Origin of the sequence: Bacillus proteolyticus, assembly GCF_001884065.1 — a bacterium.
Lineage (GTDB): Bacteria > Bacillota > Bacilli > Bacillales > Bacillaceae_G > Bacillus_A > Bacillus_A proteolyticus.
Map to the genome: position 1 here is coordinate 27,016 of NZ_MACH01000131.1, position 23,075 is coordinate 50,090.

General features: G+C 34.8%; 17 protein-coding genes and 1 riboswitch. Of the genes, 15 read left to right on the forward strand and 2 right to left on the reverse strand.

Going from position 1 to position 23,075, the window contains the following annotated elements; all coding sequences use genetic code 11:
• The first annotated feature begins 29 nt into the window (after positions 1–29).
• From BAQ49_RS23395 to BAQ49_RS23430, 8 genes are all read left to right on the forward strand, one after another.
• The gene (locus BAQ49_RS23395; protein WP_071747255.1) at positions 30–1,322 is read left to right on the forward strand and encodes a methyl-accepting chemotaxis protein; all 1,293 of its coding nucleotides are present in this window, start codon (positions 30–32) and stop codon (positions 1,320–1,322) included.
• Positions 1,323–1,475: 153 nt separating this feature from the next.
• Positions 1,476–1,925 carry an arginine repressor gene (gene argR, locus BAQ49_RS23400; RefSeq protein ID WP_071747256.1) on the forward strand — a complete coding sequence of 150 codons (450 nt, stop codon included), beginning with the start codon at positions 1,476–1,478 and terminating at the stop codon, positions 1,923–1,925.
• Positions 1,926–2,194: 269 nt separating this feature from the next.
• On the forward strand, positions 2,195–3,427 hold the full coding sequence (arcA, locus tag BAQ49_RS23405) for an arginine deiminase (RefSeq protein WP_071747257.1): 1,233 nt from the start codon (positions 2,195–2,197) through the stop codon (positions 3,425–3,427).
• 30 nt (positions 3,428–3,457) lie between these two features.
• Positions 3,458–4,456, forward strand: coding sequence for an ornithine carbamoyltransferase (gene argF, locus BAQ49_RS23410; RefSeq protein ID WP_071747258.1), 999 nt, complete (start codon positions 3,458–3,460; stop codon positions 4,454–4,456).
• 99 nt (positions 4,457–4,555) lie between these two features.
• Positions 4,556–5,971 carry an arginine-ornithine antiporter gene (gene arcD / locus BAQ49_RS23415; RefSeq protein WP_071747259.1) on the forward strand — a complete coding sequence of 472 codons (1,416 nt, stop codon included), beginning with the start codon at positions 4,556–4,558 and terminating at the stop codon, positions 5,969–5,971.
• Positions 5,972–6,008: 37 nt separating this feature from the next.
• The gene (gene arcC, locus BAQ49_RS23420) at positions 6,009–6,971 is read left to right on the forward strand and encodes a carbamate kinase (protein WP_071747260.1); all 963 of its coding nucleotides are present in this window, start codon (positions 6,009–6,011) and stop codon (positions 6,969–6,971) included.
• A gap of 201 nt (positions 6,972–7,172) precedes the next feature.
• Positions 7,173–7,862: a Crp/Fnr family transcriptional regulator gene (locus BAQ49_RS23425; protein WP_071747261.1), complete on the forward strand. Its 690-nt coding sequence runs from the start codon at positions 7,173–7,175 to the stop codon at positions 7,860–7,862.
• A gap of 157 nt (positions 7,863–8,019) precedes the next feature.
• Complete coding sequence (locus BAQ49_RS23430) at positions 8,020–8,703, forward strand: ABC transporter permease (RefSeq protein ID WP_071747262.1); 684 nt, start codon at positions 8,020–8,022, stop codon at positions 8,701–8,703.
• A gap of 125 nt (positions 8,704–8,828) precedes the next feature.
• On the opposite strand, the gene BAQ49_RS23435 is transcribed toward BAQ49_RS23430, so the two are convergent.
• Positions 8,829–10,163 carry an FAD-binding oxidoreductase gene (locus BAQ49_RS23435; protein ID WP_071747263.1) on the reverse strand — a complete coding sequence of 445 codons (1,335 nt, stop codon included), beginning with the start codon at positions 10,161–10,163 and terminating at the stop codon, positions 8,829–8,831.
• 243 nt (positions 10,164–10,406) lie between these two features.
• On the opposite strand from BAQ49_RS23435, the gene BAQ49_RS23440 reads away from it, so the two are divergent.
• From BAQ49_RS23440 to BAQ49_RS23455, 4 genes are all read left to right on the forward strand, one after another.
• Positions 10,407–12,071 carry a glycoside hydrolase family 13 protein gene (locus BAQ49_RS23440; protein WP_071747264.1) on the forward strand — a complete coding sequence of 555 codons (1,665 nt, stop codon included), beginning with the start codon at positions 10,407–10,409 and terminating at the stop codon, positions 12,069–12,071.
• 201 nt (positions 12,072–12,272) lie between these two features.
• Positions 12,273–13,910 carry a PTS transporter subunit IIBC gene (locus tag BAQ49_RS23445; RefSeq protein ID WP_071747265.1) on the forward strand — a complete coding sequence of 546 codons (1,638 nt, stop codon included), beginning with the start codon at positions 12,273–12,275 and terminating at the stop codon, positions 13,908–13,910.
• Between the two features lie 4 nt (positions 13,911–13,914).
• Positions 13,915–14,706: an endonuclease/exonuclease/phosphatase family protein gene (locus BAQ49_RS23450; RefSeq protein ID WP_071747266.1), complete on the forward strand. Its 792-nt coding sequence runs from the start codon at positions 13,915–13,917 to the stop codon at positions 14,704–14,706.
• Positions 14,707–15,012: 306 nt separating this feature from the next.
• On the forward strand, positions 15,013–17,838 hold the full coding sequence (locus tag BAQ49_RS23455) for a YhgE/Pip domain-containing protein (RefSeq protein WP_071747267.1): 2,826 nt from the start codon (positions 15,013–15,015) through the stop codon (positions 17,836–17,838).
• Between the two features lie 41 nt (positions 17,839–17,879).
• Here the strand turns inward: BAQ49_RS23455 and BAQ49_RS23460 are convergent, their stop codons facing one another.
• Positions 17,880–20,069: a DNA topoisomerase III gene (locus BAQ49_RS23460; protein ID WP_071747268.1), complete on the reverse strand. Its 2,190-nt coding sequence runs from the start codon at positions 20,067–20,069 to the stop codon at positions 17,880–17,882.
• A 304-nt stretch (positions 20,070–20,373) separates the two neighbouring features.
• Positions 20,374–20,483, forward strand: a riboswitch (TPP riboswitch).
• Positions 20,484–20,555: 72 nt separating this feature from the next.
• On the opposite strand from BAQ49_RS23460, the gene thiM reads away from it, so the two are divergent.
• The 3 genes from thiM to BAQ49_RS23475 all read left to right on the forward strand — a co-directional run bounded on the left by thiM (position 20,556) and on the right by BAQ49_RS23475 (position 23,056).
• Positions 20,556–21,365, forward strand: coding sequence for a hydroxyethylthiazole kinase (gene thiM, locus BAQ49_RS23465; protein WP_071747269.1), 810 nt, complete (start codon positions 20,556–20,558; stop codon positions 21,363–21,365).
• Between the two features lie 13 nt (positions 21,366–21,378).
• Positions 21,379–22,038, forward strand: a complete 660-nt coding sequence (gene thiE, locus BAQ49_RS23470; RefSeq protein WP_071747270.1) for a thiamine phosphate synthase — start codon at positions 21,379–21,381, stop codon at positions 22,036–22,038.
• Between the two features lie 82 nt (positions 22,039–22,120).
• The gene (locus BAQ49_RS23475) at positions 22,121–23,056 is read left to right on the forward strand and encodes an alpha/beta hydrolase (protein ID WP_071747271.1); all 936 of its coding nucleotides are present in this window, start codon (positions 22,121–22,123) and stop codon (positions 23,054–23,056) included.
• Positions 23,057–23,075: the final 19 nt, after the last annotated feature.

The window sequence follows — 23,075 nt, forward strand, 5'->3', positions numbered from 1 at the left end:
TATTGCTTAAAATAAGGGGGAAAGAAGAGATGGAAAAAGAAAGGAAAACATTTTCCTATGGTTTACGTATACAGCTTATGCTATTTACGACAGTTTTAGCTTTCATTACATATTCAACAAGCATATTTTTTATTTACGTTATATATGATTATTTTCAAATTTATGTAAGTCTAACTGTTTATAATATTATCTTTATGTTATTAGGTGTAGTATGGTCTGGAATTTTAGCATATGGAGCAGCAATTTTTTTAATTAAACCACTTCGGAAGTTGGAAGAATCTGCACGGAAAGCGGCTGAGGGTGATATTCGGGAAGATGTCCCATTGCCAAAGACGGATGATGAAATTAAGCCTTTAAGTGTTGCATTTAATAGGATGCTAGGAAATTTAAGAGGTATGGTAAAAAATATTGATACTACATTTTCGTATACAAATAATCAAGTTCAGCAAATTAGAAAACAAACAGGTGAAGCGACAAAGCAAGCGCAAGGTGTGTCTGAAACTCTTGCGGAGATTTCTTCCGGTGCCGAGCAATCAGCAGCATCGATTCAAGCGATCGTTTCTACTGTTGATACAACGACTTCTATTGCAAATGAAGTAGAAGGAAAAGCAAAACAGTCTGACGAGTTGTCTTCAGAAATGGTTCAAGCTTTAGGACAAAGTACACGTGTCTTTACGTCTTTAATTCAAGGTATTCAAACATTGGCGAGAGAAGATGAAGATTCGATGGAAAATGTACAGAAATTAGAAGAGCGAATGAAACAAGTTGAACACATCGTTTCTGTTGTGAGTGAGATTGCTAGCCAAACAAATTTATTAGCACTCAACGCTTCTATTGAGGCAGCTCGTGCAGGAGAGCATGGAAGGGGCTTTGCGGTTGTAGCAGAAGAAGTACGTAAACTTGCTGATGAGAGTGATCATTCCGCAAGAAACATATCGCAGTTATTACGGAATATGCAAGATGAAGTACAGCAAGTCGCATTGAAAATGACAAAGCAGGTGAAGACAGCTAAAGAAGAGGCAAAACGCGGAGAAGCTACAGAATTAATTTTAAAAGAAATGTCATCAAGTGTTATGGAAGTAGCCGATGCAACTAAGCAAATTAGTAGTTATATGAATGAACAAGTGAATCACATTCATCAAACAGGAGCACAAACAAAGGCTGTAGCAGCAATTGGGGAAGAAACGTCAGCTGGTTCACAAGAAGTGGCACGTGTGACGTTGCAACAGTCTAAAAATATGATAGCAATCGATCAATTATTAAAAGACTTAGAGAAGCAATCAGCGGATTTAAAACAAACAATTGAACGGTTTTCAATGTAAAAGAGAAGAACAGAATGCTGTTCTTCTCTTTTTTTAGCTAGATTTAATATCTACAGTTAAAAAGTATAAACTATGAACGTTTCCGCAACATTCTTTTCTGTCCCTTTCGGATGAAAATTATAGCGAGCTATAATATTAAAAGGGGTGTCTTTTATGAAAAAAGAAAAAAGACAACGATTAATTAAACAATTTGTAAAGGAGTATGAAATAGAGAAGCAAGAAAGATTAGTAGAATTGTTAGCAAAAAAAGATGTATTAGTAACACAAGCTACAGTTTCTCGAGATATTCGTGAGTTGAATTTAACGAAGGTACCTTCTCAAGAAGGATTAATGATATATAAATTTTTCTCAGAAGAGCATTTACAAACTGATATAAAGTTAAAGAAAAAATTACGAGAGGTTGTTGTAAAAATTGATTGTGTAGATCAATTAATGGTTATTAAAACATTACCCGGTAATGCACATGTTATTGGTGTTTTGTTTGATGAGCTAGATTGGAAAGAAAAAATAGGATGTATATGTGGAAATGATACATGCCTTATAATTTCTCAGTCAAAATCAGATAGGGAAATTTTAGAAGAAAGGTTAAATTTAATTATGTAGATGCAAAATCCTGTTTTTAATAAAAATTAAAAACAGGATTTTTGTTTAAATACGGAAGTTAAATATTCAACATATATGCGTAATATATGTATTTTTTTATTGAAAAAGCGGGATGAAGTGTTATAAAAATACAAATTCATATGATTTTAAAAAAATAACTTGTTTAATATTTCACAATGATAATGTGGATGCTTTCACAAAGATAAAAGCGTGTAGCATTTATTATGTACTTGTAAGACATCAAACATATTTAAAAGGAGGTACAACAAATGAAGCATCCGATACATGTTACTTCAGAAATTGGGGAATTACAAACGGTTTTATTAAAACGACCTGGTAAAGAAGTGGAAAACTTAACGCCAGATTATTTGCAACAATTATTATTTGACGATATTCCATACTTACCAATTATTCAAAAAGAGCATGATTATTTTGCACAAACATTAAGCAATCGGGGTGTTGAAGTTCTTTATTTAGAAAAACTAGCTGCTGAGGCGTTAGTAGATAAAAAACTTCGAGAAGAATTTGTTGATCGTATTTTACAAGAAGGACAGGCTGACGTAAATGTTGCACATCAAACTTTAAAAGAATATTTACTTTCCTTTTCAAATGAAGAATTAATTCAAAAAATTATGGGTGGTGTACGGAAAAACGAAATTGAAACAAGTAAGAAAACACATTTATACGAGTTAATGGAAGATCACTATCCATTTTACTTAGACCCAATGCCTAATTTATATTTTACTCGTGATCCAGCAGCTGCCATGAGTGATGGCTTAACGATAAATAAGATGAGAGAACCGGCACGTAGACGTGAATCATTGTTCATGGAGTACATTATTAAATATCATCCAAGATTTGCAAATCACAATGTGCCAATTTGGCTAGATCGTGATTATAAGTTTCCAATTGAAGGTGGCGACGAGCTAATTTTAAATGAGGAAACAATTGCAATTGGAGTATCTGCCCGCACTTCAGCTAAAGCAATTGAACGTTTAGCTAAAAATCTCTTTAGTCGACAAAATAAAATTAAGAAAGTGTTAGCAATAGAAATTCCAAAATGCCGAGCATTTATGCATTTAGATACAGTATTTACAATGGTCGATTATGATAAATTTACAATTCATCCGGCCATTCAAGGACCGAAAGGAAATATGAATATTTATATTTTAGAAAAAGGCTCAGATGAAGAAACTCTTAAAATTACACATCGTACTTCTTTAATGGAAGCATTAAAAGAGGTATTAGGCTTAAGTGAATTAGTTCTTATCCCTTGTGGAGGAGGAGATGTAATTGCTTCTGCTCGTGAACAATGGAATGATGGCTCGAATACATTAGCGATTGCGCCGGGAGTAGTTGTTACATATGATCGCAACTATGTATCCAATGCTTTATTACGGGAACATGGTATAGAAGTTATTGAGGTGCTAAGTTCGGAATTATCTCGTGGTCGTGGGGGTCCACGTTGCATGAGTATGCCGATTGTTCGTAAAGATATTTAGTATAAATAACGGAGAAAGCAGGGATGAATTATGTTAATGACTAGACCTAATTTAAAAGGAAGAAGTTTTCTAGCTGAAAAAGATTTTACACAAGAAGAATTATTATATTTTCTAGATTTAGCAGCAGAATTAAAAGAGAAAAAGAAAAATGGTATCCCACATCGTTATTTAGAAGGAAAAAATGTAGCGCTCTTATTTGAAAAAACTTCAACTCGTACACGATGTGCATTTACAGTAGCATGTACAGATTTAGGTGCAAACCCTGAATATTTAGGGAAAGGTGATATTCAGCTTGGGAAGAAAGAATCTGTAGAAGATACAGCAAAAGTGTTAGGGCGCATGTTTGACGGAATTGAGTTCCGTGGATTTACTCATGAAACTGTAGAATCTTTAGCAGAAAATTCTGGTGTGCCAGTGTGGAATGGTTTAACAGATATGTGGCATCCAACACAAACGCTCGCAGATTTATTAACTATTAGAGAACATGTAGGAAAGTTAAAAAATGTGAAGCTTGTTTATGTTGGAGATGGACGAAATAATGTCGCTAATAGCTTACTAGTTGGTGGAGCGATCGTTGGAATGGATGTACGTATTTGTACACCGGAATCTTTATGGCCAGAACAGGAAGTAATTGATTTAGCAAAAAAATATAACGAACGGGTAATGGTAACAAGTAATGTTAAAGAAGCTGTTGAGGGTGCGGATGTAATCTATACAGATGTATGGGTATCTATGGGGGAAGAAGAAAAATTTGCTGAACGTGTCGAGTTATTGAAACCTTATCAAGTAAATATGCAAATGATTAAAGAAACAGGAAATGAAAATATGATTTTCTTACATTGTTTACCTGCATTCCATGATGTTGAAACGATGTATGGTGAGGAAGTTTATGAAAAGTATGGGTTGAAAGAAATGGAGGTAACTGACGAAGTATTCCGCAGTAAACATTCAAAAGTATTTGATCAGGCTGAAAATAGAATGCATACAATTAAAGCTGTTATGGCAGCTACTTTAGGAAACATGGAGTAGAGAAGAAAGGGGATTTTCCTTTCTTCTTTCCCCTCCTTTAGGCACTATCATTCACTATTGCGTTAGTATTGTTATTGCAATTAAAGAGAGGTGAGTGGAATGGGTGAAGATAAGAAATTAGGATTGTTTACTTTAACGGCTCTTGTAGTTGGTTCTATGATTGGCGGTGGAGCATTTAATTTAGCAAGTGATATGGCAAAAGGTGCTGGTGCTGGAGCCATTATTATTGGTTGGGTTATAACAGGAATTGGGATGATTGCGCTTGGATTATCTTTTCAAAATCTAACTGTAAAGCGGCCAGATTTAGATGGTGGTATTTTTAGTTATGCAAAAGCAGGATTTGGTAATTTTATGGGGTTTAATAGTGCGTGGGGATATTGGCTATCTGCCTGGCTTGGTAATGTAGCTTACGGCACATTATTGTTTTCTTCATTAGGTTATTTCTTCCCAATCTTTGAAGGCGGTCAAAATGTAGCATCCATTATTGGTGCAAGCGTATTATTATGGTGTGTTCACATGTTAATTTTACGTGGAGTTCAATCAGCAGCACTTGTGAATTTAGTAACTACAATCGCAAAATTAGTACCTGTATTTGTATTTATTGTTATAGGAATCTTCGCGTTTCATATTGATACGTTCCTAGATGGATTTTGGGGACAAACTGGTTCTTTTTCATGGGGAGCGGTTGGCAGCCAAGTTAAAAGTACAATGCTTGTAACTTTATGGGTGTTCATTGGGGTAGAAGGGGCTGTTGTTTTATCTAGTCGAGCAAAAAATAGAAGTGATGTAGGGAAAGCGACGGTTATTGGCTTAATTGGTACACTCATCATTTACATTTTAATTACATTACTGTCTCTTGGACTTATGCAACAAGCAGATATTGCTAATTTGAAAAGTCCAGCTATGGCTTATTTATTTGAAAGCGTTGTTGGAAAATGGGGTGCTATCTTTATTAATTTAGGTTTAGTCATATCTGTATTAGGTGCTTGGTTAGGATGGACTTTACTTGCTTCTGAAATTCCGTATTTAGCTGCTAAAGACGGAGTATTTCCAAAATGGTTTGCAAAAGAAAATAAAAATAAGGCTCCAATAAATTCATTATGGATAACAAATGGCTTAATTCAAATGTTCTTATTAACATTCGTCGTTTCCGATCAGGCGTATAACTTTGCATTCTCGTTAGCATCTTCAGCTATTTTAATCCCATATGCTTTTTCAGCATTTTATCAACTGAAGCATAGCTTAAAGTCTGAAGAAGCGGATCGAAATAAAAATATAATAATTGGTTTGATAGCAAGTATTTATGGCGTGTGGTTAGTTTATGCAGCTGGTTTAGATTATTTATTACTAACAATGACTTTATATGCACCAGGTATTTTTATTTTCTACAATGTTCAAAAGCAAAAGAGTTCGAAGCAAATATTTACTCGAGTGGAATTAGCATCGTCGGTAGCGATTGGTGCTTTAGCATTCTTTGCCATTTATGGATTGATTACAGGAAGTATTACTTTATAAAGCGCTGTGAAAATGAAATCAATTGGAGGGTTGAAATATGGCACGAAGAAAAATTGTAGTTGCACTAGGGGGAAATGCGATACAGTCTGGAAAAGCTACTGCGGGAGCACAGCAAGAAGCGTTAGAAAAAACAGCGGAACAACTTGTGAAAATAATGGAAAATGATGTAGATATAGTAATTGCGCACGGAAATGGCCCACAAGTGGGGAATATTTTATTACAGCAAAAAGCTGCAGAAACGGAAAAGACACCTGCAATGCCATTAGATACTTGTGGTGCAATGAGTCAAGGGATGATTGGATATTGGATGGAAAATGCGATTGAAAAGGCATTGAAAAAACGGAATATAAAAAAAGACGTAGCAACGGTTATAACACGCGTTGTCGTGGATGAAAAAGATGAGGCATTTAAAAATCCAACTAAACCAATTGGTCCTTTTTATACAGAAGAAGAAGCCAGAAGATTAATGGAAGAAACAAAAGCAGTGTTTAAAGAGGATGCTGGCAGAGGGTGGAGACGTGTTGTTCCATCACCGAAGCCTGTAAGTATTCATGAGCATAAAGTGATTAATTCTTTGGTCGAGGATGGAAATATAGTAATAGCTGTTGGCGGTGGTGGAATTCCAGTGATTGATTCCGAAGAAGGGCTAAAAGGAACTGAAGCGGTTATCGATAAAGATTTCGCTGCGCAGAAACTAGCTGAATTAGTAGATGCCGATACGCTAGTAATTTTAACTGCAGTTGATCATGTGTATGTAAATTATAATCAACTGAATCAAAAGAAATTAGAGCATGTCACAGTGAATCAATTAGAAGAATACATGGAAGAACAACAATTTGCTGCGGGAAGTATGCTTCCAAAAATTGAAGCTGCTATTAATTTTGTTAATACAAATCCAAAAAGAAAAACAATTATTACGTCTTTAGAAAAAGTATATGAAGCACTAGAAGAAAAAGCTGGTACTATTATTTCTAAACAGGATGTATGCATGTATGTTTAAATAATTATGTACTCTACTTATTGGTAAAAAAAGAATGAAGTTAGTAACTTCATTCTTTTTGTTTATTAATATTTTTTGTACTCATTGTTCATAAAGTTTTCATGATGAAATCTGAATATGTAAGTTAATTATGATAAAATTTAATTTGAATACGCTTTCTTGATTTTTCGCTCCAACATACAGCAAGAGAGAGGGAATTTTATGAATAGACGGAACGTAGTTAAAGATTTAAAGCAGTTTGAATTATTTGCTCATTTAACAGAAAAGAAATTGAAAGGTTTGACGGAGTTTGTCTATTGGCGAACTTATAAAAAGGGTCAATTTTTATTTTTAGAAGGGGATTCAAGAGAAAGAATTTACTTCATGTTAGATGGTTTTGTAAAGTTAGAGCGGGTAAATCAAAGTGGGAATTTATTATATGAGGACTATGTAAAGCGGTATTCTATTTTTCCTTATGGTGGTATGTTTACAGACAGAGGATATAACTATACGGCAGAGGCGATGACAGATGTAGAAGTATACTATATTCCGACAGTAATTTTCGAAGATATGGTGAAATCTAGTAGGACGCAATTAATGTACGTTGTTCAGCAATTATCATCAATATTAAAACTAAACGAAAATCGAGTGCAAAATATTACAATTCCTAATGCACAAGATCGGGTCATTCAAACATTAAATTATTTAATGCAAGATTTAGGAGAACAGAGTGGCGAAACGATTGTAATTTCATGCCCACTTACAACAATTGAAATATCAAAAATATCTGGTACGTCCCGAGAGACGGTTAGCGGCGTATTAAAACAATTAAAAAACGATAGTATTGTTACAATTCTTGATAAAAAAATTACAATACATAATCCAACATATTTTGAGGAAATCTCTATGTGAAAATTTCATATGGATTTTCTAATTCATATTGTATATTAATAAAGTTCTTTATATATTTATAAGGAGCTTTTTTACGTTATCCTCTATAAAAAGATTGTATAGTATGGTAATAATAGCTAAAATCGATAATAAAAAAGTAAGGGGAAGGAGAGAAAGAATGGTCCGAATTGAGTATGATCGATTAGTAGCTATTTGTTACAGTATAGGGGTTTTGTTATTATTAAAAATTCCAAACGATAATGAATTAATTGGGGAAAAACTATTCAATTTCTATAAGGTTCCGGTACATACATATATTTATATGGATTATAAAGTCTCAAATATATTGATTGTTTCTTTCGTACTACATGTAATTGCATTTATATTATTCGTAAAATGGATAGGAAAACAGGAATCTAGTACATTTAGAACAATGAATAAGGTAAAAGTAGTAGGCATTAGTATTTTGATTTTAATGATGCCGTTTATTTTAAATAACATCCTCCAGACATTGAATAAAACATGGTATTATGCAGGGAAAACAGGGGTAGAAGCAATAGAATATAAAAAAGAAGATAGCCAGTGTAGAATGGAGAAAAATGGAGAGGATATCGAACAAAAGTGCATTGTTACTTTAAAAAATTATCGTAATCATTCACAAGCATTAAAAGTTGTTTTATATGATAATGCAAACGAGAATTCAAAAAGTTATCAAGTACCGAAACCAGTCTATTTACAAAAACATGAGACAAAGCAATTCGAATTTCAAATTCCTGTTGTTTATAATAGCGGTATTGAAAAAAATAAAGTACCAAATATTAAATTACATTCATTGCATGAAAATGATAGGAAATACAATTAATCCGTAATTGAAAGTTTATGAGTAGGAGTAATAATTTGAATCGATATAGAACATTAACTTGAATCATCCAACATGCTATAAGGCAGCGAACATGTTGGATGATTTTTTATTTTATTCCTCCTTTTTTACGTATGAAAAGGGGGAATACTTTGTTGAAAGTGAAAAACGTTGCAAGGGTCATATGCAGTCTTCACTTTACGTAGTCTTTGAAAATTAGAGCCATAATAACTAGTTTGCCAATTTTTTATGTCGATATCGGGCCAATTGACATAGTCGCCTAGTGTATAAGGATCTAAACTTTCTCGTAAGTCTTTAACCCAGCGTATATTTCGATTTTCTTCATCGTCGCATTTCCAAGAGGTAATATATTCTTGAACAATAATTGCCTTGCGATGGAAATAAGCGGTTTCATTAGGGGAAATATTTTCTACAGCACCTACGAGTGATTGGTGCCAAATGCTTGCCTCTTTATTTGGTGCATGAGAAAGAAAATATTTCATGATTTGAATGCCTTTAAGGGGAATAGGTTTATATACATAGGAACCAGAACGCTTGAATTTTTCAGGAATATTACCACTGTTAAAGAATTGGACGGCCTTTATATAAGGAACTTCATCTATAAAGAGAGAAGGATTACCAGTTTCAAGAAGAGGGGATAATAGGGGATAGAGTTCAGAAGGAGAGCCAACAAATTCACCTTTTACCTCAATTTTATTTCTTTGTTTGGAGAATAATTCGATAGATGAAGTGAGACGTTCATCTATATAAGGGGCCCAGTTTTGCCAAGCTTGAAATGCAGAAATAAAGTCTTTCCACTCCCATGTAAGTGAGAAAATGGATACGTTTTTTATAGGGTGGACTCGAAAGGTTAAGGAAGTAACAATGCCGAAATTTCCACCGCCACCGCCGCGGCATGCCCAAAACAAGTTAGGGTTTTCTTGTTCGTTTGCGCGAATGATTTTTGCGCCCAATTTACCGCATGCTTGTACCATTTCAACTTCTACTAATTGGTCACATGTTAATCCGAATAAGCGTGAAAGCATACCGATGCCACCGCCAAGCGTTAACCCAACAACCCCAACACTTGCACTTGTGCCAGCTGGTATTGTAACACCATATTTCCAAAGCTCTTTATAAACAGTACCAAGATTTGCACCAGCTTCAATTGTTGCTGTTAACTTCTCTGTATTAACAGTAATTCGATGCATTTCACTCACATCAATAATAAGTCCGCCATTTAAAAGAGAGAAATTTTCATAACTATGCCGCCCACTTCTTAAGCGAAAAGGTATATGACGTTCGCGTGCCCATTTTAAGGCGTTACACACATCATTTTTATTTTGACAAAAAACAATAATACAAGGGAGTTTTGGAATACTTAAATTTAAATTTATTCGGGCCACGTCATAGTCAGGATCTGAAGGTACGACGACACGACCGGTTAATTTTGTATGTTTCAATTTATAGCTCCTTCCTAAAATAATTCAGGCTTTTTATTAATATATGAAAAAGGTCTGTAATACGCGTGGACAAGGAGAGGAGAAGAATGAGATTTGCCTTGGCGAGAAATAAATAAAGCATAAGAAGAAGGAATCTACATAGAGTTCAATGAAAACAGTTGCAAACTATTCATATTTTGTTATGATAGTGTTACGAAAACGTTTGCATAAAATTCCGATGGGATGCAAAAGGAGAGAATTAGTATGAATAAGACATGGTGGAAAGAAGCTGTCGCTTATCAAATTTATCCACGAAGCTTTATGGATTCAAATGGTGATGGTATTGGAGATTTACAAGGTATTATTGCAAAGCTGGATTATTTAAAAGATTTAGGTATAGATGTAATTTGGATTTGTCCAATGTATAAGTCACCTAATGATGATAATGGCTATGACATTAGTGATTATCAAGATATCATGGATGAGTTTGGTACGATGGAAGACTTTGATGCTTTACTAGATGAAGTTCATAAGCGTGATATGAAGCTTATTATTGATTTAGTTATTAATCATACGAGTGATGAACATCCGTGGTTTATTGAATCTCGTTCATCTAAAGACAATCCGAAGCGTGATTGGTACATTTGGCATGATGGTAAAGACGGCGTAGAACCAAACAACTGGGAAAGTATTTTTAATGGTTCGGCATGGGAATATGATGAAGTAACAGAACAATATTATTTACATTTATTCTCACGTAAACAACCAGATTTAAACTGGGAGAATAAAGAAGTTCGTGAAGTGTTATACGATACAGTTAATTGGTGGCTTGATAAAGGGATTGATGGTTTCCGTGTTGATGCAATTAGCCATATTAAAAAAGAAGATGGCTTCAAGGATATGCCAAATCCAAAAGAATTAAAATATGTACCATCTTTTGATAAACATATGAATGTGGACGGTATTCAACCTTTATTAGAAGAGTTAAAAGAAAATACATTTTCTAAGTACGATATTATGACTGTTGGTGAAGCTAATGGCGTTAAGATTGAAGATGCTGAGCTTTGGGTTGGAGAAGAGCAAGGTAAATTCAATATGGTATTCCAGTTTGAACATTTAAGCTTATGGGATGCAGAAAAGAAGAAAGACCTTGATGTTGTAGGATTGAAAAAGGTATTAACGAAATGGCAAAAAGGATTAGAAAATAAGGGATGGAATGCTTTATATATCGAGAATCACGATAAGCCACGTATCGTTTCAACGTGGGGAGATGATAAACAATATTGGCGTGAAAGTGCAACAGCTCTAGGAGCGATGTATTTCTTTATGCACGGTACACCGTTTATTTATCAAGGACAAGAAATTGGTATGACAAATGTTCAGTTACCAAATATTGAAGATTACGATGATGTAGCAATTAAAAATTTATATCGAGAGAAAATTGCAGAGGGCGTATCACATCAAGATATGATGGAAATTATATGGGCTTCTTGCCGTGATAATTCACGTACACCTATGCAGTGGAACGATGAGATGAATGCTGGTTTCACAACAAGTGCACCTTGGTTTGGCATGAATCCAAATTACAAAGAAATTAATGTTGAAAAGCAAAAAAATGACGAAAAGTCTATTTTCAATTTCTATAAGAAAATGATTGCCTTGAAAAAAGAGCATGATGTATTGAATTATGGTACGTACGATTTACTTTTAGAGGACGATCCACAAATTTATGCGTATACACGTACATTACAGGATGAAAAAGTCATTGTAATTAGTAATATCTCAAAAGAGGAAGCTGTGTATAATGAGCCTTTATTCGCACTAGAACGCAAACGTTTGCTTTTAAATAACTATGAAGTTGCAGAACATGAACAAGTAACTACAATCACGTTAAAACCTTATGAAACAAGGGTTTATCGCATTTTATAATAAAAAAGGATGCTCTTTGAGCATCTTTTTTTATGAAAAAAAATAAATTTCTATTGCAATGTGAAAACGCTTTTATTAAAATAGATTTATGAAAACGGTTGCGCAATAAAAAATAGGGATATAAGGAATCGTTTTCATAAGAGAGACAGAAATTATAATTTAAATCATTATGTTGTTATAAATAAAGGGGAGGAAGAACAGATGAAAATTACGTCTTTTGATTTTTGGCAAAAGTTCGGGAAGGCATTATTAGTTGTTGTAGCTGTAATGCCAGCAGCGGGCTTAATGATTTCCATCGGGAAGTTAATTGGGATGTCTGCTGGGGATATTAACGCAGTTCATACAATTGCTCGCGTAATGGAAGACATCGGTTGGGCAATTATTACAAATTTACACATTTTATTCGCAGTAGCAATTGGGGGATCTTGGGCGAAGGATCGCGCAGGTGGTGCATTTGCAGCACTATTAGCATTCGTCTTAACAAATAGAATTACAGGAGCTATATTTGGCGTAAACGCTCAAATGTTAGCGGATTCAAAAGCAACAGTTTCTTCATTATTAGCAGGAGATTTAGTTGTAAAAGATTACTTTACTTCTGTACTTGGTGCACCAGCATTAAACATGGGAGTTTTCGTAGGGATTATCACAGGTTTCCTAGGAGCTACTTTATATAACAAGTATTATAACTATAATAAACTGCCACAGGCATTAGCATTCTTTAATGGAAAACGATTCGTACCATTCGTTGTAATTGTTTGGTCTACAGTCACTGCGATTGTATTATCACTTTTATGGCCGTTTATCCAAAGTGGATTAAATGAATTTGGTCGTTGGATTGCAGCATCTAAAGATAGTGCGCCAGTTGTTGCGCCATTTGTATATGGAACTTTAGAACGTTTATTATTACCATTTGGATTACATCATATGTTAACGATTCCGATGAACTACACAGAGCTAGGCGGAACATACACGATGTTAACTGGCTCAAAAGCTGGACAAATCGTAGCGGGACAAGATCCATTATGGCTTGCATGGATTACAGATTTAAATAACTTATTAGCAAATGGAGATACGAAAGCATATAACGATTTATTAAATAACGTTGTGCCAGCTCGTTTCAAAGCAGGACAAGTTATCGGCTCAACAGCAGCACTAATGGGGATCGCGTTTGCGATGTTCCGTAATGTTGATAAAGAAAAACGTGCAAAATATAAACCAATGTTCTTATCAGCAGCATTAGCAGTATTCTTAACAGGTGTAACAGAGCCAATCGAATTCATGTTCATGTTTATTGCTCCAGTATTATATGTTGTATATGCAATTACAACAGGGCTTGCATTCGCATTAGCAGATTTAATTGATTTACGTGTTCACGCATTCGGATTTATTGAGTTAATTACACGTACACCAATGATGGTTAACGCAGGTCTAACAAGAGATTTAATCAATTTCGTTATCGTTTCATTAGTGTTCTTCGGTCTTAACTTTACATTATTCAACTTCTTAATTAAAAAGTTCAATTTACCAACACCAGGTCGTGCGGGTAACTATATTGATAATGAAGATGAGTCATCAGAAGGAACAGGAAACGTACAAGATGGTTCATTAGCAACAAAAGTTATCGATTTATTAGGTGGAAAAGAAAATATTGCTGACGTAGATGCTTGTATGACACGTTTACGTGTAACAGTAAAAGATTTAGATGTTGTTGCACCAGAAGCACAATGGAAACAAAATGGTGCTTTAGGACTTATCGTAAAAGATAAAGGTGTACAAGCAGTATATGGCCCGAAAGCTGACGTATTAAAGTCAGACATTCAAGATATGTTAGGTGCGTAATAATATGAAATTGCTAACTTTAAATTGTCACTCTTGGCAAGAAGAGAATCAAATTGAAAAAATAAAGTATCTTGCTAAAGTAATTCAAGAAGAAGATTATGATGTGATCGCATTGCAAGAAGTAAGTCAGTCTATACAAGCTGAAAATGTATGCGGTAACAAGAAAAAAGATAATTTTGGACTTTTACTGCTAGAAGAGTTAAGAGCATTAAATGTAAAAGAATACAATATTATTTGGGATTTCTCTCATATTGGATATGATGTGTACGAGGAAGGATTAGCAATTATAACAAAGCACAACATTGTAAAGGAAGATACGTTCTTTATCTCAGAAAATAAGGATACAACGTATTGGAAAACACGCAAAATTGTAAGTGCAACAATTGCTTATAATGATAAGAATATAACGTTTTATTCTTGCCATCTTGGCTGGTGGAATGATGAAGAAGAATCATTCAAAGACCAAGTTGATCGTTTAATGGAGCGTGTAAATAGCAATGAACTTTCCTTCTTAATGGGTGATTTTAATAACAATGCTCGTTTGGAAGGAGAGGGTTATGAGTATATGATGCAAAAAGGTTTATATGACACATATGAACTAGCGATAGAGAAGGATGAAGGAACAACTGTCCAAGGTGAGATTGCTGGTTGGGATGAAAATAAACATAATTTGCGAATCGATTTAATATTGTGTAACCAAAGTAAAACAGTTTATTCTTCAAAAGTTATTTTTAATGGCACAAACCGAAATGTAATTTCAGATCATTTCGGTGTAGAGATGCAATTAGACATATAATAGAAGAAATCCTCACAGATTATAAAAAGCTGTGAGGATTTTTTAATGAATACAAGTATTTCCAAGAGAAAATACTTGTATTTTTTATGACATTTCCTATATATTTGTTATTACTGAATGTAAAACCAATTTGGTCATTTTGTATTCATGTTTTCACTTACTTCGTTATATAATGAAGTAAGTGAAATATTTAATAGGGAAAATAATGCATTTTCGTTTAATCCACGATGTAGAAAGTGATATAATTGCAAAATGTATGTATCATTTTCTAAAGAAGGAAAAATATATAATTAGGTGATAACTTTTATGAAACAAATTTGGCGTATTTATAAGACAGATTTACGGAATGTAGCCAAACATTGGGCTGCAATTGTTATTGTTTTAGGGTTAATGATTTTACCATCGTTATATGCATGGTTTAACATCAAAGCTTCTTGGGATCCTTACGGAAATACGAAAGGAATCCAGATTGCAGTTTCTAACCAAGATGTTGGATCAAATTTAAGAGGGAAAGATATTAATATCGGGAAAGAAATTGTAGATTCACTTAAGAAGGACAAAAATTTCGGGTGGAAGTTTGTTGATGAAAAGCAAGCAATTTATGGAGTAGAGCGTGGAGATTATTCCGCAAGTATTACTATTCCAAAAGATTTTTCTGAAAAGATTGCAACAGTCTTGAATGAAAATCCACAGAAGCCGGAAATTGATTACTATGTAAATGAAAAGGTGAATGCCATTGCACCGAAGATTACAGCTAAAGGTGCATCGGGTCTTACAGAAGAGGTTAGTAAAAACTTTGTTAAAACAGCAAACGGTGAGATTTTTAAAATCTTCAATGACCTTGGAATCGATTTAGAAACAAACTTACCGAGTATCGAGAAAGTAAAAGATCTTGTATTTAAGTTAGAAGCGCAGTTCCCAGAAATGAATACACTTATGGATAAGGCGTTAGATGATGCAACTCGAGCAGAAGATGTTGTGAAAGTAGCGCAAAAAGAGCTGCCAGTTGTAGAAAGTGTTATGAATGATGGTCAAGAAGCGTTAGGGAATTTAGATAAGTTCTTTGCAAACAACGATCAAACATTGCAAAATGCTCCTGGGACAATGAGAAATAATTTAACTGTAGCAAAAGATGTAATGGATAAAGCAAATGCTGTTACGAACTTTTTAATGAACCCAGGGGTAGACCTTTCTGGTATGAAGGGATTACCTGAGTTTCCAGCGCGTCCGGATCTTTCAAAGTTGAATGATGAAGGTTATAAAAATATTGCAAGAAATCTTAATCAAACAGTGAATAATGTTTTAAACTCGGCGCGTGCAGGAACATCATACGGGAAAAGTGTTGTAAACGGATTACAAAATGGCCAGTTTGATCCGGAAAAGGCAAAGCAAGATCTTAATGCGGTTTCTGAGAATCTTCAAGGTCGTACAGATAGTGTTGCGTACCTTATCAATGTATTTACTGAACTTCAAAAATCGGCTACGACTGATTTTGGTCAAAGCTTTTTCCAAGGGCGAGTGGATCGCTTAACTAAGCTGAAAAGCGGTATGGAAAATGCAAATAACGGTATTAAAGATATTGTAAATGTTATTGGCACAGGACAAGAAGTAAAGAAAGATGTAACAGATGCAGCAAATCAAAAATTAGATGCAGCAAATGGATTAATTGATCAAGCTGAAAAAGATTATAATGAAACATTTGTAGCAGATTATAAAAAAGCAGTTAGCACAGTTGATCAAGCGAAAGCTGATGCAAATGAAGCATACGACACTGTGAAAAATGAATATGATAAGGCAAAAAATACTTTTGAAGGTGTTATAGCAGACGTAAATAATAGAGGTGTTAATGGATTAGATAGCACAAAAGTAGCTTTAAACGATTTAAATGGTCAATTACAAGCTACTAAGAATCTAATTGGTGATGCGATTCCGGTTCTAGAAAGCACAAATAAGGTATTAGCAGATGTAAATAGTGACAAAAACCTTAATAATGGAATTGCAAAATTGAATAAAGCACAAAATACTGTTCAAAAAGGTATAGATGCAACGAATAAGGCAACTACACTAATTAACAATGGACAGAAGCCTACAAAAGAGGTTGTAGAAAGTATTAATGAAGCAACTAAAAATGCTTCAGCTCAATTAGGAGATTTCTTAGCAACATATGATTCAGAAATCGTTCCAAACTTTAACACAGCAATTGAGCGTACGAAACGTATGTCTAAAAACACAACTCAAATTTTAAGCGAAGCAGACAAAAAGCTTCCAGATGTTAAAAAATTACTAGAAGATTCATCAAAAGGCTTAGTAGACGGTAGAAAGAAATTAGCAGACATTAAAGCTGAAATGCCGGAGACTGAGAAAAAGATTAAAGAATTAGCAGATAAAATTCGTGATTTTGAATCTGAAGAGGATATAAAAGACATCATACGCTTATTGAAAAACGATGTTGAAAAGCAAAGTGACTACTTTGCAAATCCAGTAAATTTAAAAGAGAATAAATTATTTGCGATGCCGAACTACGGTTCAGCAATGTCACCATTCTATACAGTGCTTGCATTATGGGTAGGTGCATTATTAATGGTTTCATTATTAACGGTAGAAGTACACGAAGAGGGCGCGAATTATAAGAGCCATGAAGTTTACTTCGGACGTTTATTAACATTCTTAACGATAGGTCTTTCACAAGCGTTTATCGTATCGATGGGGGATATATTCTTACTCGGTACGTACGTAGTCGATAAATTCTGGTTCGTGTTATTTAGTTTATTTATTGGGGGAGTATTTGTTTGTATCGTGTACTCACTCGTTTCTATTTTCGGAAACGTTGGGAAATCGATGGCGATTATTTTACTTGTACTACAAGTAGCAGGATCGGGTGGTACGTTCCCAATTCAAATGACACCACCATTCTTCCAAGCGATTTATCCGTTCTTGCCATTCACATATGCAATTAGTGCAATTCGTGAAACAGTAGGTGGGATGCTTTGGGATATAGTAACTAGAGATTTACTTGTGTTAAGTGCTTTCGTAGTAATCATGGTTGTGGCTGCATTATTACTGAAAACACCAATTAACAAATCAAGTGAAAAGTTTGTTGAGAACGCAAAAGGAAGTAAAATTATTCATTAAAAATAAAAGGTTCCTACCGATAGTGGTAGGAACCTTTTTGTTTAATTAAATTTTAATTTCTTTAATGCTTCTGCGAATGGATTATTTAATGGTTCTTCTTCTTTGTTCTGTTGTTTCATATATTTTTGGACGTCACGTTTATCAGCTTTGCTGCCGGATTCTTTTTTACGTCTCTCTTGGAATGTAGAAAGTTTCTCACGATAGCCACATTTACATGCGAAAATTTGGCCCGCTCCTTCACCACGTAGTTCTAGTTTCTTCTTACATTGCGGACAACGAGCGTTTGTTGTACGAGATACATTTTTACGATGACCACACTCACGGTCTTGGCAAACGAGCATTTTACCTTTTTTGCCGTTTACTTCTAACATCGGTTTACCGCAGTCTGGACAAGACTTCGTTGAAATGTTGTCATGTTTATATTTTTTATCACTCGATTTAATTTCAGCAACAATTTCTTTCGTATAGTTCTTCATTTCTGAAATGAATACTTCTTTCTTTAATTTTCCTTTAGCGATAGCTTCTAACTTTTGCTCCCATTCACCAGTTAGTGTAGGAGATTTCAGTTCTTCTGGCACTAAATCAAGTAACTGACGGCCTTTTGAAGTAATATGAATATCTTTACCACGTTTTTCAAGTAAGAACGAATTGAATAACTTGTCGATAATATCAGCACGCGTTGCTACAGTACCTAATCCACCAGTTGACTTTAACGTGTCAGCAAGTTGTTTGTTTTGCGTATCCATGTATTTTGTTGGGTTTTCCATCGCTGAAAGTAATGTTGCTTCATTAAAGCGTGCAGGTGCTTTCGTTTGACCTGATGTTTGGACAATTAGTTTTATGTTTAATGTATCGCCTTTTTCGATTCGAGGTAAGATTTGTTCTCTTACATCATCGATTGCATCATCATCTTCAAATCGATTTTCATAAACCTCTTTCCAACCAGCATGTAAAATCGTTTTTCCGCGTGCGATGAACGTTTCGTCACCAATTTTCGTGCGCAATGTTAGTTGTTCATATTCAAAGGCCGGGAATAAAACAGCTAAGAAACGTTTTACAACTAAGTCATAAATTTTACGCTCTTTATCTGTGAAAGCTGAGAAGTTTACATAGCTCTCTGTTGGAATAATTGCGTGATGATCACTTACTTTACTATCATCAACAAATGATTTATTAGATTTTACAGGTTTCTGCAATACTTTATGTGCTAAAGGACGGTATTCTCCAACTCCGCAAGCCTTCAGACGCTCTGGAAGTGTTCCGACAATATCAGATGAAATATAGCGTGAATCTGTACGAGGGTACGTTAAAACTTTATGCTGTTCATATAATTTTTGCATAATGTTTAATGTTTCTTTCGCAGAGTAACCAAATATTTTATTCGCATCACGTTGTAGCTCAGTTAAATCGTAAAGACCAGGAGCGAACGATTTCTTTTGTTTTTTATCAATGTCTACAACAGTAGCATTTTGCTTACTAATTTTGTTCACGATTGCATCAGTTTTTTCTTTATTAAAGCTACGGCTATTTCCTTTTGTATCTTGCCAAGTTAGCTTTAATCTCTCAGCTGTTTGAGCTTCGATACCATAGAAAGTTTGAGCTTTGAAATGTTTGATTTCATCTTCACGGCTTGCAATCATGGCTACAGTAGGTGTTTGAACACGACCACAATTTAGTTGGGCATTAAAGCGAGTAGTTAATGCTCGAGTCGCATTAAGCCCGATATACCAGTCAGCCTCTGAACGTGCGACAGCCGAAGCATATAGATTTTCATATGCTTTTCCTGGTTTTAAATTTGCGAAGCCATCTTTAATTGCTTTATCGGTAACAGATGAAATCCATAGACGTTTAATCGGTTTCTGCATTTTAACTTTATCGATAATCCAGCGTGCGACCAACTCTCCCTCACGACCGGCGTCAGTAGCTATAATGATTTCATTTACATCTTTTCTAATAAGCTGACTTTTCACAGCGTTAAACTGTTTCCCTGTTTGTTTAATAACTGTTAGTTTTAAACGCTCCGGTAGCATTGGTAAATCTTCTAAATTCCACTGTTTGTATTTTACATCATAGCTTTCTGGATCAGCTAATGTAACGAGATGACCTAAAGCCCAAGTAACAATATATTTACTACCTTCAAGATAGCCGTTCCCTTTTTTATCACATTTCAGTACACGTGCGATATCACGTGCAACAGAAGGTTTTTCAGCAATTACAATACTTTTTGCCATATTTAAAAACATCCTTTCAAATTTCCATACGTTAAATATAGCATACATCTTTGTTCTATTCAGTCTCGCGGAAGGTTTGAGTTATTTGTGATGAAATATACCGGGGAGAGTTTTACTTATGTAAATAAAAGATTTATATAAATATCAGATTTTAAAGGGTATCCATTGACATTGTAAATGAATTTTATTTTTATTATATAAAGGCGAAAAATGGTTGAACCAGGAGAGTTAAGATCTCTATCATTCTTAAAAGGAAAGAACTTGTTATTTTATTAGAATAAGAGTAGACTTTGAAGTAGATGAATAAGTAACACATGGGAGTTTGTGGATGCAAACTGAGAGTATGACTAATCCGTCATTGACCATTTGAACCTGTTGGATAATGCCAGCGTAGGGAGAGTGTAAAAGCACATGTTCAGGCACTTTGCGTACGCGCAAAGTGCCTTTTTGTGTATCTCCCATCATTATAGTTAGGGGATGAGAAGGATGAATATGAAAGAAATTAGTAAAGTAGTGGATTTGGTGAGAGAGTCTAATCCGCTCGTTCATAATATTACAAATGTTGTTGTAACAAATTTTACAGCTAACGGTTTGTTAGCGTTAGGGGCATCGCCTGTAATGGCGTATGCAAAAGAAGAAGTAGCGGAAATGGCTAGCATTGCTGGAGCGTTAGTATTAAATATGGGGACACTTCGTCCTGAAGAAGTAGAAGCAATGTTGCTTGCTGGTAAATCAGCAAACACGAATGATGTACCAGTATTATTTGATCCAGTTGGTGCAGGCGCAACTTCTTATCGGACAGAAGTTGCGAGACATATTCCGGCTGAAATCGATTTAGCGATTATCCGCGGAAATGCAGCTGAAATAGCGAACGTTATTAATGAAAGATGGGAAATTAAAGGGGTAGACGCCGGTGCTGGAAATGGCAATGTAGTAAGTATTGCAAGGCAGGCAGCAGACGAATTGAATACAGTTGCGGTGATTACTGGAAAAGAAGATGTTGTTACAGACGGAGAGCGAACTATTCTTATTCGAAATGGTCATCCCATTTTAACGAAAGTTACGGGAACTGGTTGTTTACTAACTTCTGTAATAGGAGCATTTGTAGCAGTAGAAAAGGATTATGTAAATGCAGCAGTAGCGGCATTAACTTTTTATGGTGTAGCTGCGGAACTGGCAGCTGCTAAGACAGTGGAAAAGGGACCTGGTAGTTTCCAAATTGAATTTTTAAATCAGTTAGCGAATACAACTTCAGATGATATTGAGAAGTATGGGAAGATTGAGGTTATACAGTAAGGAGGGGAACTAGATGTCGCGTATTACAATGGATAAAATGTCTAGGTTATTACCAGTATATTTTATTATGGGAAGTAACAATTGTACGAAGGAGCCAATACAAGTATTGAGAGATGCACTTGAAGGCGGTATAACAATTTTTCAATTTCGTGAAAAGGGGGAAGGCGCTTTAACGGGAGAGAAACGTATTTGTTTCGCAAAAGAACTACAAGAAATTTGTAAGGAGTATGGTGTACCATTCATCGTAAATGATGATGTGGAACTAGCTCTTGAGTTAGATGCAGATGGCGTGCATGTTGGACAAGATGATGAAGGAATTACTTCTGTTCGTGAAAAAATGGGAGATAAAATTGTTGGTGTATCTACCCATACAATTGAAGAAGCATGCTGGGCAATTGAAAACGGAGCTGATTATTTAGGTGTTGGCCCTATTTTCCCAACGAGTACGAAAAAAGATACGAAAGCAGTTCAAGGAACGAAAGGTTTAACCCACTTTAGAGAACAAGGAATTATGATACCGATTGTTGGTATCGGTGGGATTACGATTGAAAATACCGCTTCGGTTATAGAAGCCGGTGCGGATGGTGTCTCTGTTATTTCTGCGATTAGTTTAGCGGAATCTGCGTATGAGAGTACGAAGAAGCTAGTAGAGGAAGTAAGTAAGAGTTTGTAGAAAAAAGCTATGTAGTATTAAAACGCTACATAGCTTTTTGTTTGTTTTTGATATTAAAAATTAGAAATAGGGAGGAGATTGTTTGAAACGGAATAGGTTTGTAGAGTTGCAAAATGAGTTGTTTCGTTTATTTGAAAAAGGGGAATTTGATGCCGTTTATAGATGCATAGATGAAACGAAAAGGGAGTTTCCTGAAAGAATGGATAAAACGAGTTTTTGGCAAGCTTGTGCATATTCAGTGGAAGGTAAGCATGAAGAGGCAATTGCTATTCTTAATGAAGCCATACAAAGGGGAATTTGGTGGAACCCATATACACTCATGCATGATGAAGATTTAAAAGGATTACAGGATAAAATAGATTTTAAGCCAATAGTCAAAAAGTGCGAAGAGATTTTGAAGGGGCATCAGATGATGAGTCAGTCAAAATTATTTACTTATGGAAATGAAAAAGCGCAGGCAGGTATATTTTCTTTACATTGGAGAGGATCAAACATAAATGATTTTGCACCATATTGGTGTGAAGAAGAAATACTACGTGAGTATATGTTAGGTTTTTCTCAATCCTCACAAATATATGGAATGAATTCTTATAGCTGGGATAATCATGAGATAGCTATAAAAGATGTTATGAAAAGTTTTAATGATTTTACAAATAAATATAACTTGGAAGATATCATCATCGCGGGAGCTTCTCAAGGGGGGAATATAGCAATAGAGTTAGCGTTAAAGAATATGTTAGCGACTCAAAAGTTTATTGCGGTTATACCTGCTATTCGAGATGTAGAGGCAATTGAAAGTATCGTTATATCGAATGATATAACGAATGTGAAAGGATATATTGTCACGGGAGATAAAGATCAATTTTATGAAAACACACTTCAAGTAATGTCTATGTTCGAGAAATATAATGTGAACTGTAAATTAATTGTGAGAAAAGGATTAGGTCATCTTTTCCCAGAGGACTTTACACAAATAGTAAAGAACATAATGGAAGAATGGACGGTTAAAAATATTTAAACAAACGTTTGATTAAAAA